This is a genomic window from Paraburkholderia sp. ZP32-5 (assembly GCF_021390495.1).
Taxonomy (GTDB): domain Bacteria; phylum Pseudomonadota; class Gammaproteobacteria; order Burkholderiales; family Burkholderiaceae; genus Paraburkholderia.
Genome location: NZ_JAJEJP010000002.1, coordinates 2,869,480 through 2,885,406 on the forward strand (window position 1 = coordinate 2,869,480; position 15,927 = coordinate 2,885,406).

The following is a 15,927-nucleotide window of genomic DNA, read 5'->3' on the forward strand; positions in this document are numbered from 1 at the left end:
TTCAGGCTCCTTCTACGCTAATTCCCAACCGCCTACTTTTCGTGCAGCGCACCAAGCGCTGCCCCGCATGTCCGTTATACGCCCGCTGTAACTGCGCATATATTACGATGGCGTTTCTACGCCACCGTTCCACGTCTGCCTCCCAGGTTCTTCATGACACTCGCCCGACAACTGAAAAAATATGCGCTTTGTGTTGCAAGCGTGGTCTCCGTCGCCATCAGCGCCAATGCCCAAGCCGGTGAGCTGGTGGTCTCCGCCGCGGCCAGCCTGACCAACGCGTTCAAGGCGGTCGGCGATGCGTTCGAGCAGCAGCATCCCGGCACCAAGGTCGTGATGAACTTCGGCGCATCCGACGTGTTGATGCAGCAGATCGTCAAAGGCGCACCCGCCGACGTGTTCGCATCGGCCGATCAGAAGGCGATGGACAAAGCCGCCGCGGAAAAAGTGATCGTGCCGTCGACGCGCCGCGATTTCGCCGCCAATTCGCTGGTGCTGATCGTACCGTCCGACAGCCATTTCGCGCCCGCCAGCCTCAACGATCTGACGACCGCGAGCGTGAAGCGCGTGGCGTTCGGCGATCCGGCTTCCGTGCCGGTCGGCCGCTATACGCAGGGCGCGCTGCAGGCCGCGGGCGTGTGGGATGCGGTCAGCGCGAAGGCCGTGCTCGCGTCGAACGTGCGTCAGAGCCTCGACTATGTCGCGCGCGGCGAAGTCGACGCCGGCTTCGTGTTCGGCACCGACGCCGCGATCATGCCGGACAAGGTCAAGGTCGCGATGACGCTGCCGACGCAAACGCCCGTGACGTACCCGATCGCTCGGGTCGAAGGCAGCCGTCAGCCGGCCGACGCGCAAGCCTTCATCGACTACGTGGTATCGCCGGCCGGCCAGGCGGTGCTCGCGAAGTACGGCTTCAAGCCCGCTCATTGATTCACCGACAACGCACACGCTCATGCAACAGGTCTGGGTTCCGCTCCTGCTATCGCTGAAAGTGGCGGGCTGGGCCACCGTGCTCAACCTCGTGTTCGGCGTCGCGGCGGCGCTCGGTCTGTCGCGTTGGCGCTCCGGCGCGCGCGACGTGATCGACTCGCTGCTGATGCTGCCGCTCGTGCTGCCGCCAACCGTGCTCGGCTACTACCTGCTGGTGCTGCTCGGCCGCCGCGGCGTGATCGGCGCCTGGCTCGACCGCTTCGACATCCAGCTCGTGTTCACGTGGCAGGGCGCGGTGATCGCGTCGACGGTGGTCGCGTTTCCGCTGGTGCTGAAGTCGGCGCGCGCCGCGTTCGAAGGCGTCGATCCGCAACTCGAGCGCGCCGCGCGCACGCTCGGCATCAGCGAAACGGCGGTGTTTTTCCGCGTGACGTTGCCGCTCGCCACGCGCGGCATCCTCGCCGGCGGGCTGCTCGCATTCGCGCGCGCGCTCGGCGAATTCGGCGCGACGCTGATGATCGCCGGCAACCTGCCGGGCCGCACGCAGACGCTGTCGGTCGCGGTCTATTCGGCGGTGCAGGCCGGCGACGACAGCACCGCCAATTTGCTCGTGATCGTCACCTCCATCACCTGCGTGACGATCCTGCTGCTCGCGGGGCGCCTCGTGCCGCAGCACACGCTTCTGAGGTCGCGCTGACATGCCGCTCGACGTCGCCATCCGCAAAACCTTCGAAAGCGCCGAGCGGAGCTTTACGCTCGATGTCGCGTTCAGCGCGAATACGCAGCGACTCGTGCTGTACGGGCCGTCCGGCGCGGGCAAGAGCCTGACCTTGCAGGCGATCGCCGGCTTGCTGCGCCCCGATGAAGGATCGATCACACTGCACGGCATTACGCTGTTCGATAGCGCAAGCGGTGTCGATCAGAAGCCGCAGGCACGCAAGATCGCATATCTGTTCCAGGACTACGCGCTGTTTCCGCATCTGAACGTGCGGCAGAACATCGGCTTCGGGCTGCGTCAGGGCTGGTTCAATCCGCGTGCGCGCGGCGCGCATCCGCAGGTCGACTACTGGCTTGAAGCGCTGGAGTTGAAGGCGGTCGCCGGCAACCATCCGGCGCAGTTGTCGGGCGGGCAGAAACAGCGTGTCGCGCTCGCGCGGGCGCTGGTTTCGCAGCCACGTCTGCTATTGCTCGACGAACCGTTTTCCGCGCTCGATAGCGCGCTGCGTCAGCGCATGCGGCGCGAGCTGTCTGACCTGCAAACGCGGCTCGATATTCCGATGGTGCTGATCACGCACGATCCCGATGACGTGGCCGCTTTCGGCGATCAGGTCGTGCAGGTCAATGACGGTCGCGTGCGCGAGGATCATCCGTTCACAGGGTACGCGCGGAATGAAGCGCCGCAAGGCTAAGCGCCGCGACGCGCGGCGCACTCGATCGGCTCAAGCACGCCCGCGCGGTTTCATCCGCGCATCCGCATCCGCATCCGCGGCGCTCAATCCTTCACGCCGAGTATCACGCTCGATGCCTTGAACGCAGCCACCGCGCTCGCGCCCTCCCGCAAACCGAGCGTCTCGACGCTTTCGTTGGTGACCACCGCGGTGATCACCGCGCCGCCGTCGAGCGCGAGCGACACCTCCGCGTTGACCGCGCCGTGCTTCACGCTTTGCACGGTGCCACGCAACTGGTTGCGCGCCGACAGCTTCAACGGCGTGCCGTCTTCGCCATCGACGAAAAGCACGACCCACGACGCCTTGATCAGCGCGAACGCCGCCACGCCCTCGGCCAACGCCAACGCCTCGGTGCTCTCGTGCGTGAGCACGGCGACGATCGTCTGACCGCCCGGCAGCGCGAGCGACACTTCGTCGTTGACGGTGCCGCGCGTGATCCTCGACACCGTGCCGTAGAACTGGTTGCGCGCGCTCGTTTTCATACCGATGCGGCCGATCAGATCCCAGTCCGTCGCGAAGCCTTCGATGGCCGCGCCCGCGCGTTCGAGAAAGCGCCGATGCTCGCGCTCGACCGCGCGAAACGTCTCGATCAGCTTGACCGCGCGCGGCGTCAGCGTGGTGCCGCCACCACCCTTGCCGCCGGTCATACGCACGACGAGCGGTTCGCCGGCGAGGTTGTTCATCGTATCGACGGCATCCCATGCGCCCTTGTAGCTGATGCCCACCGCTTTCGCCGCACTCGTGATCGAACCGGTTTCGCCGATCGCCGCAAGCAGCGCGATGCGCGACGCGCCGCCGAGCGTCTGGGCACCCGCCTGAAACCAGACAGAGCCGCCGAGTTCGAGAGGTTCGCGGGAAGCATCGGAGCGGTCGTTGGTCATAGCGAGGAGCGGTTGAAGGTCTGAGGAACGGCGACGAATTAATTATAGCGACGGGCTTCTCGACGTCCGGATGCCTGAATGGATCACAGCGGTTCGCGGAGATACGCATTGCGCGGCTTTTTCACTGCAGCCGCCTCACCTCCGCGAGACGCCTAACCCTTGTCCGCAAACAGAGGGTTGTCGGCCACGACTTTCAGCAGGAAATCCATCACCGCCCGTATTTGCGGCGAGCCGCGCAGGTCCTGATGAACGGCCATCCAGATATCTCGCGAAAACGGCTCGCCTTCGTACGGCACGCGCTGCAGCTTCGGATCACGATCCGCCAGAAAATCAGGCAGCCCCGCCACACCGGCGCCTGCCCGAGCCGCGACCAGATGGCCGTTGATATCGCTGATTTCGCAAGCAATCGGCCGTTTCCCGGCAACGCTCATCACCCACTTCTGCTGCGACACACCGACGAAGCCGGCGTCATAGGCAATGAACTCCCACGCGGACGGCTCGTGCAGATGCGGATAGTCCTTGCTCGCGTATAAGCCAAACGACACGCGCCCCAGCTTGCGCACGACGCTCGTCGGTTCCTCCGGCCGGGTCAATCTCAGCACGATGTCTGCTTCCCGGCGGCTGAGGGACACCCGGCGGGCTTCGCACGAAACCGACAGTTGCACGCCCGGATTGGCGCGACGAAAGTCCGCCAGATGATTGACCAGAAAATTCGCCACGAGCACCGGCGGCGCGCTTAGCGTGACCTTGCCGCTCAGCGGCGAGCGGCTCGCCTCCAGGAATCGTTCGACGGCGTACGCGCCCTCTTCCATCTGCTGCGCCAGTTCGAACAGGCGCTGGCCGATCGGCGTGAGCTTGCAGGTTCTGGGCTGGCGCTCGATCAGGCGCACGTCGAGTTCACTCTCCAGTGCGCTCAAACGCCGGCTCACCGTCGCGTGATCGACCTTAAGGGTTCGGGCGGCACCCGACATCGTGCCGATGCGCGCGACAGCCACGAAATAGCGGATATTTTCCCAATCGAACATCGGTGCATTAATGCAAGGCAGGATTGCAGGTTTGGGGAATATTCGCACAAGTCGGCGCTCCCTATCATCGGACCATGCCAACCGCCAAGGTTATTGCCGATGAGCCTCTCCGTGCGCCGCGACCGATATCGCACGTTCACCGACCCGTTGATTCTCGGGCCAGTGCTTTCGGTTGCCCTCCTTGCCGCCGTCGCGAAGGCCGCGCTTCTGACTGGCGTGATCTACGTGCTGTTTCCCGAACTGGCCGCGCTCAGCTATGACGTCTTCAAGCGCCCGGCGGGAGCGTGGGCACGCGCACCGCTGATGCTCGCCGTTACGCCCGCTGTCACCGCCGCAATGGGTACCGCGTTCACGCGACTGCTGCCGTATAGCCTGGGCTCCGTGGCGATGACGGTTGCAGGCGCGATCCTGATCGTCCGCTGCATGCGTTCGCCGATCGTGCCGGCCATTTCCGCCGCCTTTCTGCCGCTCGTGTTCGGTATCACGAGCTGGTGGTATCCGGTGTCGATCGCCGCCGTGATGACCTTTCTGGCGGTTGCGTCCGCGACCTACGGTCGGATCGTGGCACCCGATGAAGTGCACCAGCCATCTACGCCGAACGCCCGCGCAGAAGCCAGTGAAATGCAACCTGCGCGCGCGATCGGCATGTGGCCGTCCTTGTTCGTTTTCACCGCCGTTCTTCTGCTGGTGTACGGATTAGCCGCCATCACCGGTATGCGGCTGATTCTGTTTCCGCCACTCGTCGTAATCGCTTTCGACATGTTCGTTCACGCCAACGTGCGTCAGCAGGCGCAGCGGCACGTTGCGTTGCCGTTTGTCTGCACGATCACCGCCGGCGCCGGAGTCATCGCGTTGCTGGCGTTTGGCGCGGGCCCGCTATCCGTCGTCGCTTCGTTGCTGGTCGGCGTCGTCACGTTGCGCGCGCTGCGTCTGCACTTTCCGCCCGCGCTGACGGTGGGTCTTTTGCCGCAAATCATGTCGCACGCCGACTGGCGTTTCGTGCTCGCCGTCGCGTTGGGCACCACGACGCTAATCGGCGCGGCTTTGCTCGCGCGGCCGTTTTTTCTCGATCAACGCGATCAACACACTCCGTTCACAACGGGATGACTGATCGGGCGCATCGCACTGCATGCGCGATGCCTGCCGCCATTCGTTTTTTACCGCCTCAAAGGAAAACATCATGCCTCGCCTTTATACGATCACCGCATCCGAAGCCACGGGTCGCGCAGCCGAATTGTTTAACGCCGTCAAACAGGCCGTCGGCAAGGTACCGAATTCCTACGTTGGAATCGGCGCGAATAGTCCGGTCGCACTGGAGGCAGTACTGAGTCTCGAGGCATCGCTGAAAAAAAGCAGCCTGAGCGCGCGGGATATCGAAGTCGTCAAACTGGTGGTCAGCGAGACGACCGGCTGTGACTACTGCCTCGCCGCACACACGCTGATGAGCAAGAAGATCGGTCTCGATCGCGAAGCCATTCTGGCGTTGCGGGAAGCCCGGCCGACGGGCAACGCGCGGGACGATGCATTGGCCACGTTCGTGTTCAATCTGCTGACGACGAGCGGCACGGTTCAGGCCGATGTGATCACCGCGATCAAACAGGCGGGCGTCACCGACGCGCAGATCGTCGACGTGACGATGGCGATCGCCAGCATCGCGTTCACCAATCTGTTCAACCGTATCAACGACACGACGCTCGATTTCCCGGCTGCGGATTAAGCGCGGTTTGATTAGACGCGGCCCGGGCTCTGCTTCAATCTGCCGACTCTAAGGATGAAGGAACAGAGCCCCGCCGCGACAATCCGGGCTACACACCTACAGCCAGCGCCAGATCCCCGCTGGCACACCGGCGAGCGGCATATGAGCCCACGTCGCCACCAGCCACACGACGAGGCCGCCCGCCAGCGCGTGCATGCCGAACCCGCCGAGCTGCGCGCGACCGGCGGCGATCGCCGCGAATGGAAAGTAGCTCGTCTTCGCCTCCCATGCCGGCCACAGATCGGGTTGCAGCCGCTGCTTTTTGCGGTCCTGCAACGCGGCGCCGACCAGCGCGAGGACCACGATAGCGGTCCCAAGGACAACGTTCCGCGTGGTCGGCGACAAGGCGATATGGCACAGGCCCCACAACGCGAACGACCACATCATCGGATGGCGTGTCACCGCATACACGCCGCGCGCGGTTTCAGGAAGCGAGCCCGGCCGGCGGCCGGTGGGCATCGCCGGATTGCGGATCAGCGAACCCATCAGCAGGATCGACGCGATCAGCATGAGCACAGCCACGATCGCCCAGAGTGCGTTGCCTACCGGCGGTAGCGGCGACACGGGTGTGTTTCGGTAAGCCACGATCAGCCAGCCAAACGTCACGATCGCAACCAGCGAATAGACGCCCTGGAAGCCGACCTCGCCAAGCGCGCCGACCAGATGCCTGCGCAACGGATGAGACAGTAGAAAGTGACTGCCGACAAAGGCGACTGCCGCCGCCACAAGAGTTTCGACGCTTCCCATTTGGCGCGGCTCCTCAAGTCTTGTCATCGGTTGAACGATTGTTCATGAACTGACCGGGATGTCGTGCGGCGAGCGTCGAGACGCGTCGCCGCAGAGCAAGCTTACACCGCGTGCCGGCTTCTATCCGGGGCGGTGCCAGTCGCAATGCCAGCAATGCCCGAGCTGAATCTTGGGTTGCGTCTGCCGTATGCCGTTACTCGGCGAGACTGCCAATAAACTGCCTGATATTGTCCAGCACGGGGCGCTGATCGCCCGCGAAGGCCCAGTGATCCGCGCCGTCGAGTTCGACGAAGCGCGCGTGTGCGATGTGGCTGGCGAGATGCCGGCCAGCTCCGATGCGAACCGCGCGATCGCCATGACGGTGAAGGACCAGGGTGGGTGCGGAAATGCGCGGCAAGAGATCTCGCACATCCATATCCCGCAACGCCTCGAGCACGCCTGTGAGCGCCCCCGGGCTCGATGCGGCCCGCAGCAAGCCCGCCCACCAGGCTCTCGCCTGCGGATCGTCGGACAGGCTCGGCGCGAATGTCTCGATGCCGGCAGGGCCGCCCCAGACGGCGACGAGTTGCTGTAGCCACATGTCGTACTGACCGGCCTGCAGCGCGTGCGAGTAGTCGAGCGCCGCGCTTCCCTTCGCCAACGAGGCGAACAGAATGAGGCCGGCCACTCGATCGGGGTGATCGACGGCAAATTGGATGCACGCCGGTCCGCCCTCGGACGCGCCGAACAGCACAACCCGGCGGCTGCCGGCGGCATCAAGTACGGTGCCGATGTCCTGCGCGGTCGCGCCGACACTGGGATTGAATCCGACCCGATCGGACAGCCCAATGCCGCGACGATCGAGCAGGATCAGACGACCCATACCGGCGACAGAAGACAGGAACGCCCGGCAGCGGGGCTCCTCCCAAACCCGTTCGACGTGGGACACGAAACCGGGCAGCACCAGCACGTCCATGCGGCCGGCGCCATACGTCTGAAACGCGAGATGGACGCCGCCACCGCTGACATAGCGCGTCGGCGGCGCCTCGACAGGCATCGATGCGCCGGCGTTCAGCAGCGCGCGGGTTGCCGTTTCGGGCGCCACATCGAGTTCGTTGCGAAGGCGCTGTGTCAGAGCCTCGAAGTGGCGCTCGGCCGTGGCGCGATCTCCGGCGAGCAGCAGATTGCGGATCAGGTGTCGGCCATACACCTCGCTGAGCGGATCGAACTCGACGAGACGGCCGGCGTACACGGCCGCGTCTGCGTAGTCGCCCGCCGCATGCCTGTCGTGCACGACTCGTTCGAGCGCCTGGATCGCCCGTCCCCGCAAGGCCTCACGGCGAAAGAAAGCCCACTCGTCGAACTGCGGGCAGCTACCAGGCGTAAAGCCCGCGAGAAAGTCGCCGGGGTAAAGACGGCAAGCCCGCTCGAACTCGCCGCGGTCGCAGGCTTGCTCGAACAGATGGGAATCCACTTGCAGGTCGATCGTTGCCGACCATCGAACCGTCGACCGGTCGATGGTGAGAACGTCATCGCCAAGCAAAAGCTGGAGGCGATGCAACAGGCGGCGCAGCCGCGCCCGTACCAGGTCTTCGGGGCTTTCCGGCCACAACATCGTGGCGATGGCTTCGCGCCCGACGGGGCCAGTTGCTTCGGCCATGTAGATCAGCAGCGCCAGGCCTTTGCGCAAGGCCAACTGGCACAGCCGGTCGTCCCGACGGATCTCCGGAAATCCAAGCGTCCGCACGCTGAACAGAGCCATGGCGAAGCGACCTTCAATGAATGCGTCCGGGGGACGCTCAGGGGACGAGGCAATCCTAGCATTCGCCGCAGACGATGGTCGGTCGACTCATCGCGAAGAATCGAACTGGAGGATTGCCATGTCGAACCTGGGCAAGCATGCGATCGTAATTGGCGCCAGCATGGGCGGACTGCTGGCCGCCCGCGCACTCGCGGATTTCTATACCACCGTCACCGTGCTCGAACGCGATGCGTTTCCGGCCGCGGACACTGCACGCAAGGGCGTGCCGCAGGGTCGCCACACTCATGGGCTGCTTGCGCGCGGCAGCGCGGTCATCGAGGAATTTTTCCCGGGATATAACGCCGAGGTGGTCGAGCGCAGCGGCGGCCTGATCGGGGATGTCGCCAACGATGTGATCTGGATGGGCCGCAACGTCAGGCTGGCTAGCGGCGCGAGCGACCTGATCGGCCTGATCGCGAGCCGACCTGTGCTCGAAGGCCATCTGCGCCGACGGCTTCTCGCGTTGCCGAACGTGCGCGCGATCGAAAGCTGCGCGGTGCAGGGTCTTGCCACCGACTCCACTCGCAAGCGCGTAACGGGGGTGCGCGCATGTGTCGATGGCAAGCCGGAGGAAACCATCGAAGCAGACCTTGTCGTTGATGCGACTGGCCGCGGCTCATCGACTGCGGCGTGGCTTGAAGCGCTCGGCTACGAAGCGCCTGCCAGCGAGAAGGTCGAGATTGGAATCTGCTACACGACCCGTACCTATCGACGTCGGCCGACCGACCTCGACGGCAGGCAAGGCATCGTCGTCGCCGGCAGTGCGCCCAACTGGCGCAGCGGCGTCATGCTTGCGCAGGAAAACGACAGCTGGATCATCAGTACAGGCGGCTTTCTTGGCGACGACGCACCCGACAATGACGAGGGCTTTCTCGCTTATCTGGCGACGCTGCCGACCATGGAGATTCACGACGTAGCCGCGCGAGCGGAGCCGCTCACCGAATTCAGACGCTATCGCTATGCGTCCAGTCTGCGCCGGCGCTACGAGAAGCTCGCGCGCTTCCCCGACAACTACCTGGTTTTCGGCGATGCCATCTGCAGCTTTAACCCGGTCTATGGGCAAGGTATGACGGTCGCGGCAGAAGAAGCACTGATGCTGCAGCAGTGCTTGCGCGCGGGCTCCGACGAGCTTGCGCGTCGATTCTTCGGAGCCGCCGCGAGGATCGTCGATATTCCGTGGGACATCGCAGTCGGCAACGACCTCCGCCATCCCAAAGTAAAGGGCGCACGGCCGCCGATGCAGCGTTTCATCAACTGGTACATCGGCAAGCTTCATGTCGCCGCTGCGAAGGACAGTACGCTGGCCGTATCGTTTCTGAAGGTCGTCAATCTGATGATCCCGCCTTCGTCGCTGCTCAGCCCCACAATCGCCTGGCGGGTCTGGCGGGGCAACCTGCCGACCGCGCTATCCGTATCCTCGTCCGCGGTCGAGCGAGCGACCTGACCACGAGAGTATCGAACACGTGTTTGCCGCGGGCCGACTTCCATTCGATATTCGTCGGCCACATGACGACACTTCGCCCATCCGCATTCCGCCGATAACGCGGAAACCCACGCCAGACAAGCTTTCCGTAAGGTGGCACGGACGCTGCATCAAGCAGCGTCCAGCCGTAGCACGACCCACGCATCAATCCAATCCGGATGGTCCGCACCGAATGCACGCCTGGGCCTCATGTGTCGCGCCCCATTCGGGCCGATACGCGATCCATCACGCCTTTCTGGAGCACGCCGTGTTCATTCTGTTCATCCATCTATACGAGTTGTTTGAAAAGGCACTTGACCGTGCCGAACACAGTCGTCGCGACGCGTATCTCGCGTCCGCCGCCGACATCGGCGAACTAGAACGCCGCATGCACGGGATGGAGATTTGACCGCTGGGGTATGCGATCTCGAAGCGGACCGCCAACGATGCGAGCCGCGGAGACTATCGGGGCGCAACGACCTGATTCATTAATTATCGGGGGTGGCCGCGACGCATGCGAAGCGCCGCGGCACTCAGTTCACTAGCAGAGGTAGCACAATGAAACGCTCGACTATTGCCGCACGATTGCTCTTTGGAGCGTTGATGACCGTAGCGCTCGTGACCTTGGACCAGGTCACGCTGGCGGCCACCATGGGCGATGGTCCGGATGCCATCCGGATCGAAGCTGCGACAACACTTGGTGCTCCAGCAAAACATGAACAGGAAACGGCCAACGCGCATTCACCGCTCACGTTGCTCGTTCAGTCGCCTGCTGGCAGCACACTCCGGCTCACCTACATACAGGACGACGGCTGGACGTTCGACGACCGCGATGCCAGTCTCGAGCCGACCGAAGGACGCGTTACCCCGGCGGCGGTGTCGCCGCAGAAAGAAGACACTATCAGCCATCCTCTAACGGTATTCATCGATGGGCCGAGCGGCTATACCTACGTCTGGCTACGCGACCAGGGTTGGAAGTTTGTCGGTCGGATCACTAATCAAACAAAATAGCGCCGCGCGAAGTGGAGTCTCTTAGCCATGCGAAGCCGACGCAACACCGGATTGCAGCACCGGTAAAGGACCGTGCAATGGACAGCCACCATAGCGCGCGACTGTCGACACGGCGCTGGGCGGTGGCAGTCGTAGTCATGATTGCGGTTGCACGGCCGACAGTGGCCGATGATGTGAACGCCGGGCGTGCTGATCATCCGCAGACCAACGACGCCATCGTCAACGCCTGGCGTATCCTGCGCACCGTCGACTGTGCCCGCTGCCATGGCAAGGATTACGAGGGCCTGGCCGCGCCCTCGATCGTCGATTACGCGCGTACGCAGAGCCGCGACAGTTTTGTCCGGATGGTGCTTGACGGTGCCCTGTCTCGCGGGATGCCCGCGTATCGCGACAACGCGTTGATTGCCGGACACATCGACGATATTTATCGGTACTTTCGCGGTCGTGCCGACGGCACGATCCGCGCCGATCCGCGTGCCGGTGTCGACAGGTGAGCCGACGACGCATTGGCTCTGCCGGCTGCATCCGATTGCTTAGGTCGCGTGCTTACGTCGCGTACTTACGTCGCGTATTGAGCAATCCCATGGCCGAACGACCAGTTCTCCTTCTCGACCTCGACGAGATTGATGAACACGTCCTCCGGACGCACGCCTGGCGACTTGCCGAGTTCATCGACGATGCGCCGGTACAACGCCTTCTTCTGCTCCACCGTGCGCGTATTGCTCACGGTCAACTGGATCACGACGAAATCGTCGCCGCGCTCGATGTTCTGATACTGCCGGTCGTAAATCATGTTGTCGGGCGTGTGCTCGGTGATCAGCATGAACATGTCGTCCGCCGGCACATTGAAGGTGCCCACGAGCGAGCGCTGGATGCCGGCTGTCAGCGCCTGGCGATATTCGGTCGGCTTGCCGGCGCGCAATGAAATTCGGGTGAGCGGCATGATTGGCTCCTTGTTGCGTGTTGTGATGAACACAGATTAGGCGCGCCCAGTCATAATAAACAGACATGTTTGGCTATTTCATCCATATTCACTGGAAATGAAAGTGCTCGATCTCGATGCGGTGCGGGCGTTCGTGCTCGTCGCCGATCTGCGTAGTTTCACGCGCGCCGCGGACGCGCTCGACACCACCCAGTCGGCGGTGAGCCTGAAACTGAAGCGGCTGGAAGCGCACCTGCGCAAGCAGTTGCTCGAACGCACGCCGCGCGTCGTGCGTCTGTCCGCCGACGGCAACGCGTTTCTCGGCGCGGCGCGCGAGCTGCTGAACGCGCACGAGCGCGCCCTGGGCGCGCTATCGGTGGAACGGCGGCGGCTCGTGCTCGGGCTCAGCGAGTATGTCGCCGGGCCCGACCTGCCGCAGTTGCTCGGCCGGCTCAATGCACACGATCCGGGTCTCGTGATCGAGCTGCATATGGGCTCGTCGGCGACGCTGCTCGCGCAGTTCGACGAACGGCGGCTCGATGCGGCGATCGTCCGCTATGGCGTCGATGAGCCGCCGCGAGGCGACGCGCAGGAGTTGTTCAGCGAGCCGCTCGGCTGGCTTGCGACGCCCGCATGGCTGCCGCGAGTCGGTGAGCCGCTGCCGCTCGCGCTGCTGACTGCGCCGTGCAACGTGCGCGAGGTGGCGCTGCGCACGCTGACGGCGGCGGGAATTGCGTGGCAGGAGGTGTTTGTCGGCGGGGGCATGGCGGCGGTCGGCGCGGCGGTGGCGGCGGGACTCGCCGTTTCGCCGCTCGCGCGCCGGGTCGCGCCGCGCGGGCTGATCGACGTCGGCGAGCGGCTTGGCTTGCCGGCGCTGCCGGAATCGCGCGTGACGCTGCACTCGCGCGTGCGCGAGCCGCGCTCGGCGGAGACGTTGCGGTTGCTGGCGAATGGTTTGGCGGCGGGGTGATGCGGGGGGTGGGGCGCCGCTGCGAGCTATGGTCGGATGGACAGTAGCGTGGCGCTTCGGCTGCGACAACCGGTGCAATCACTGAATGGATGATCGGCGGTGGCGAGCCGCTACGAACGAGCCGTGTTCGGACTGGCCGCGACGTGGCGCTTCCACCGCCGCAGCCCCGCCCGGTCACACTCAGTGAATGATCGGCGGCATCGAGCCGCTACGAGCCGTGGCCGGACTAACCGGATTGGTCGGATTGGTGGAAGCCCCCATCGGAGCGATGTTGCCGACGTTAGCGGATTGAGCTGGCGACGTCGGCACAGCCGGCGCAACCGGCGCAGCAGGCGCGCTCGACACTGCCGGTCGGGAGACCGCCGGCTTCGCCGCCTTGATCACGTGCGCCCGCGCGGTATGGCCCGGCGCGAAGTTAGCGCGCATGACCTTGCCCTGCGCCGGTTTCGCGTGAACAAGCTGGGCATGCGCCTGTGTGTGCGGCTTCGATCCCTGAGCGGTCAGAGTGCCATGTGTATGGATCTTGCCGGTGGCTGCCGTGCGCATACTGCCCTTCGTGCCACCTTTCACGCTTCCGTTCGCGGCGACTTTCTTCGCGCCGCCGCCATGCGCCGCGCCACTCGCCGCGACATGAGACGCCCCATGCCGGACGCCCGCCGCCTGCTTCACATGCGCGCCAGATCCAGCCTTGATGCCAGCCTTAGTGCCAGTGCCCTTGCCACCCTTACCCGCCTTCACCTTCACCGCGGCCGGCCTGTTCCGCGTCGCCTTCGCGACATGCCCGGTCGCCTCCGGCGGATTCCACACTTCCGCATACCCTGCCGCCAAAGCCGCTCCCGACATACACCACACGGCCAGCGCCGCTGCCACTGCTCGAACCCGCATCTGCTGCCTCTCCCGATCGACTGCTACCTAGAACGCCCAATCCCAAACGAGCCAGGATTATATTCTCTTGCAAAAATCCACATTTAGACTAATATCAACAACAAGTACACATAGGGACTTATCCGCTCATGGCTCACGCTGCCCGACTTACCCCGCCCGAGGCGCCGCTACGACGGCCGGCTTCGGAACCGTCCGTGACGGAGATGTCCGCGGCGGGTCTGCGCGCATTCTTCAACATCGCGCGCGACTGGGACTTGAACGCCGACGAGCAGATCGTGCTGCTCGGCTCGCCGGGCCGCTCCACCTTTTTCAAATGGAAGGCGTCGCCGCAAACGGCGCGTCTCGGCCGCGACACGCTGGAACGGCTGTCGCTACTGCTTGGCATCTACAAGGCGCTGCAGATCCTGCTGCCGCAACCCAACTCCGCCGATAACTGGATCAAGCGCCCCAACAGCGCGCCGCCGTTCGGCGGCCGCCGCGCGCTGGACCGCATGCTGGCGGGCAACATCAGCGATCTCGTGGCCGTGCGCCAGTATCTCGACGCGATGCGAGGCGGCTGGGCGTGACACAACCGCAATGGCAGGACCGCTGGACCAGCGCCGCGCTCGACTGGTCGCCCGCGTATCGCGTCATCCCCACGCGCTTTCCGGCCGTCAATCTGTTCGACCGGGTCGCTTCCGCGGAAGATTTCGACGCGCTCTACGCGCTCGAAGCGATGACCAACGACCGCCTGCGTACCGAAATCGGCGAACTCGATCTGGTGCCGCGCGAAGAGCGCCGCTTCGGCTCCGGCTATGGGCCGATCATGGCCGCGCTCACGCATCTGAATCCGCTCGGCAGCCGCTTTTCCGACGGCACGTACGGGGTGTTCTATTGCGCACGCTCGCGCGCCACCGCGATCGCCGAAACGCGCTATCACACCGGCAAGTTTCTGGCGGCAACCGCCGAGCCGCCGACGCGTCAGCAGATGCGTCTGTACACCGTCGCCGCGCAAGGCAACGTGGTCGATCTGCGCAGCGATACCGCGCTCGATTCCACTGTGCTGTCGCCGCACGACTATCTGGCCGGACAGTCGCTCGGGCGCGCGGTGCGCGAAGCCGGGGCGCCGGGCATCGTCTATCCGTCGGTGCGCGACAGCACCGGCGAATGCCTCGCCGCGTTTCGCACGACGCTGCTGCGCGATTGCCATCATGCGGCGTATCTGGAATACAACTGGAACGGTTCGAGCGTCGATATCGTGTTCGAACTCAATCAGGTGGGCTGAGAAAACGGCGCCGTCAGGGCAATGCGAGCGCCGCCGCCCCTTCCGCGCGCGCTTCCTCGACCGAGATCGACCAGCGACGCAGCGCCTGCGGCTGCACGATCGTCAGCTTGCCGCCGGGCCCGAATGCGCCGGTATCGATGAACACCTGCGAGCCGATCTGCGTGATGTCGCGCACCGGCGTATGGCCGCAGTAGGTCAGCGAGAGCCCGCGTTGCCGCAGCGGATCGCCGTTACCGAGCGCGAGTTCGCGACCCCACAGCAATTGCTGGCGCGTTTCCGCCGAAAAATTGCCGGCATCGAGTTCGGCGTCGGAGCCGAAGAATTCGGCATGAAGCACGTTGAAGCGCTCCTTGCCGCTGCCGACCACGCGCACGAGCGGCAGCGGCCGCAGATGCTCCGCGTAGTGCCGCAAGCGTTCGTCGGGCACGCTGGCCGCCCACGCGCCGCCGATGCCATACCACCACTGGCGCCGCAAGCGGCCGTCGGCAACCGCGCATAGCGTGTCCTCGTGATTGCCGAGCACAGCGAAGAACCAGGGCTTCATCAGCAGCGCGAGCGCCTCTTCCGACTGTTCGCCGCGATCGACCAGATCGCCGACCGAAAACAGCCGGTCCCGTGCCGGATCGAAAGCAATCTGGCACAGCAGATAACGCAGCGCATCGACGCAGCCGTGCAGATCGCCGACCACGAAATCGCGGCCGCTCTCATTGGCCGCATGCTGCTGAACGAAGTTGTCGAGTACGGAAGCCATAATGCATTGATGATAATCCGGCGAATACGCACGCGTATGCGCGCCGCCTATCGTTTCGTCGCGTGTGGAATAGCAAAGTTGACACAAACTACGTCCAC

19 protein-coding genes are annotated in these 15,927 nt (G+C 64.5%); 12 read left to right on the forward strand and 7 right to left on the reverse strand.

What is annotated here, in order from left to right; all coding sequences use genetic code 11:
• The first annotated feature begins 153 nt into the window (after window positions 1–153).
• Genes modA through L0U82_RS31605 form a run of 3 tightly spaced genes read left to right on the forward strand, consistent with a single transcriptional unit; the run spans window position 154 to window position 2,336 of the window.
• Window positions 154–927, forward strand: coding sequence for a molybdate ABC transporter substrate-binding protein (modA, locus tag L0U82_RS31595; RefSeq protein WP_233837156.1), 774 nt, complete (start codon window positions 154–156; stop codon window positions 925–927).
• A 22-nt stretch (window positions 928–949) separates the two neighbouring features.
• The gene (gene modB / locus L0U82_RS31600) at window positions 950–1,624 is read left to right on the forward strand and encodes a molybdate ABC transporter permease subunit (RefSeq protein WP_233837157.1); all 675 of its coding nucleotides are present in this window, start codon (window positions 950–952) and stop codon (window positions 1,622–1,624) included.
• Between the two features lies 1 nt (window position 1,625).
• Complete coding sequence (locus L0U82_RS31605) at window positions 1,626–2,336, forward strand: sulfate/molybdate ABC transporter ATP-binding protein (protein WP_233837158.1); 711 nt, start codon at window positions 1,626–1,628, stop codon at window positions 2,334–2,336.
• An 83-nt stretch (window positions 2,337–2,419) separates the two neighbouring features.
• On the opposite strand, the gene L0U82_RS31610 is transcribed toward L0U82_RS31605, so the two are convergent.
• Both L0U82_RS31610 and L0U82_RS31615 read right to left on the reverse strand, forming a co-directional pair.
• Entirely contained in the window at window positions 2,420–3,256 is an 837-nt protein-coding gene (locus tag L0U82_RS31610; protein ID WP_233837159.1) for a TOBE domain-containing protein, read from the reverse strand.
• Window positions 3,257–3,408: 152 nt separating this feature from the next.
• The gene (locus L0U82_RS31615; protein ID WP_233837160.1) at window positions 3,409–4,281 is read right to left on the reverse strand and encodes a LysR family transcriptional regulator; all 873 of its coding nucleotides are present in this window, start codon (window positions 4,279–4,281) and stop codon (window positions 3,409–3,411) included.
• A 99-nt stretch (window positions 4,282–4,380) separates the two neighbouring features.
• Here L0U82_RS31615 and L0U82_RS31620 point away from each other — a divergent pair, with 99 nt between their 5' ends.
• On the forward strand, window positions 4,381–5,388 hold the full coding sequence (locus L0U82_RS31620; RefSeq protein ID WP_233837161.1) for an HPP family protein: 1,008 nt from the start codon (window positions 4,381–4,383) through the stop codon (window positions 5,386–5,388).
• 73 nt (window positions 5,389–5,461) lie between these two features.
• Window positions 5,462–5,998, forward strand: a complete 537-nt coding sequence (locus tag L0U82_RS31625) for a carboxymuconolactone decarboxylase family protein (RefSeq protein WP_233837163.1) — start codon at window positions 5,462–5,464, stop codon at window positions 5,996–5,998.
• Window positions 5,999–6,094: 96 nt separating this feature from the next.
• Here L0U82_RS31625 and L0U82_RS31630 read toward each other — a convergent pair whose 3' ends face one another.
• Together L0U82_RS31630 and L0U82_RS31635 are read right to left on the reverse strand one after the other, a co-directional pair.
• A complete protein-coding gene (locus L0U82_RS31630) occupies window positions 6,095–6,784 on the reverse strand; it encodes an NnrU family protein (RefSeq protein WP_233837165.1) in 690 nt (229 codons plus the stop codon).
• A gap of 193 nt (window positions 6,785–6,977) precedes the next feature.
• The gene (locus L0U82_RS31635) at window positions 6,978–8,525 is read right to left on the reverse strand and encodes an alpha/beta fold hydrolase (RefSeq protein WP_233837166.1); all 1,548 of its coding nucleotides are present in this window, start codon (window positions 8,523–8,525) and stop codon (window positions 6,978–6,980) included.
• A 118-nt stretch (window positions 8,526–8,643) separates the two neighbouring features.
• On the opposite strand from L0U82_RS31635, the gene L0U82_RS31640 reads away from it, so the two are divergent.
• From L0U82_RS31640 to L0U82_RS31655, 4 genes are all read left to right on the forward strand, one after another.
• A complete protein-coding gene (locus L0U82_RS31640) occupies window positions 8,644–10,008 on the forward strand; it encodes an NAD(P)/FAD-dependent oxidoreductase (protein WP_233837167.1) in 1,365 nt (454 codons plus the stop codon).
• A 286-nt stretch (window positions 10,009–10,294) separates the two neighbouring features.
• On the forward strand, window positions 10,295–10,435 hold the full coding sequence (locus L0U82_RS31645; RefSeq protein WP_233837168.1) for a DUF3563 family protein: 141 nt from the start codon (window positions 10,295–10,297) through the stop codon (window positions 10,433–10,435).
• Window positions 10,436–10,629: 194 nt separating this feature from the next.
• Window positions 10,630–11,037, forward strand: a complete 408-nt coding sequence (locus L0U82_RS31650; protein WP_233837169.1) for a hypothetical protein — start codon at window positions 10,630–10,632, stop codon at window positions 11,035–11,037.
• Window positions 11,038–11,114: 77 nt separating this feature from the next.
• A complete protein-coding gene (locus L0U82_RS31655) occupies window positions 11,115–11,531 on the forward strand; it encodes a c-type cytochrome (protein ID WP_233837170.1) in 417 nt (138 codons plus the stop codon).
• A gap of 65 nt (window positions 11,532–11,596) precedes the next feature.
• On the opposite strand, the gene L0U82_RS31660 is transcribed toward L0U82_RS31655, so the two are convergent.
• The gene (locus L0U82_RS31660) at window positions 11,597–11,980 is read right to left on the reverse strand and encodes a tautomerase family protein (RefSeq protein ID WP_233837171.1); all 384 of its coding nucleotides are present in this window, start codon (window positions 11,978–11,980) and stop codon (window positions 11,597–11,599) included.
• A gap of 97 nt (window positions 11,981–12,077) precedes the next feature.
• Here L0U82_RS31660 and L0U82_RS31665 point away from each other — a divergent pair, with 97 nt between their 5' ends.
• Entirely contained in the window at window positions 12,078–12,929 is an 852-nt protein-coding gene (locus tag L0U82_RS31665) for a LysR family transcriptional regulator (protein ID WP_233837173.1), read from the forward strand.
• A 180-nt stretch (window positions 12,930–13,109) separates the two neighbouring features.
• Here the strand turns inward: L0U82_RS31665 and L0U82_RS31670 are convergent, their stop codons facing one another.
• A complete protein-coding gene (locus tag L0U82_RS31670; protein ID WP_233837175.1) occupies window positions 13,110–13,814 on the reverse strand; it encodes a hypothetical protein in 705 nt (234 codons plus the stop codon).
• Between the two features lie 203 nt (window positions 13,815–14,017).
• On the opposite strand from L0U82_RS31670, the gene L0U82_RS31675 reads away from it, so the two are divergent.
• Together L0U82_RS31675 and L0U82_RS31680 are read left to right on the forward strand one after the other, a co-directional pair.
• Window positions 14,018–14,380, forward strand: a complete 363-nt coding sequence (locus L0U82_RS31675) for an MbcA/ParS/Xre antitoxin family protein (protein WP_326489783.1) — start codon at window positions 14,018–14,020, stop codon at window positions 14,378–14,380.
• A complete protein-coding gene (locus tag L0U82_RS31680) occupies window positions 14,377–15,078 on the forward strand; it encodes an RES family NAD+ phosphorylase (protein ID WP_233837179.1) in 702 nt (233 codons plus the stop codon). The genes L0U82_RS31675 and L0U82_RS31680 overlap by 4 nt, the downstream gene beginning before the upstream one ends.
• 13 nt (window positions 15,079–15,091) lie before the next feature.
• Here L0U82_RS31680 and L0U82_RS31685 read toward each other — a convergent pair whose 3' ends face one another.
• Window positions 15,092–15,829 carry a metallophosphoesterase gene (locus L0U82_RS31685; RefSeq protein WP_233837181.1) on the reverse strand — a complete coding sequence of 246 codons (738 nt, stop codon included), beginning with the start codon at window positions 15,827–15,829 and terminating at the stop codon, window positions 15,092–15,094.
• Window positions 15,830–15,927 lie beyond the last annotated feature (98 nt).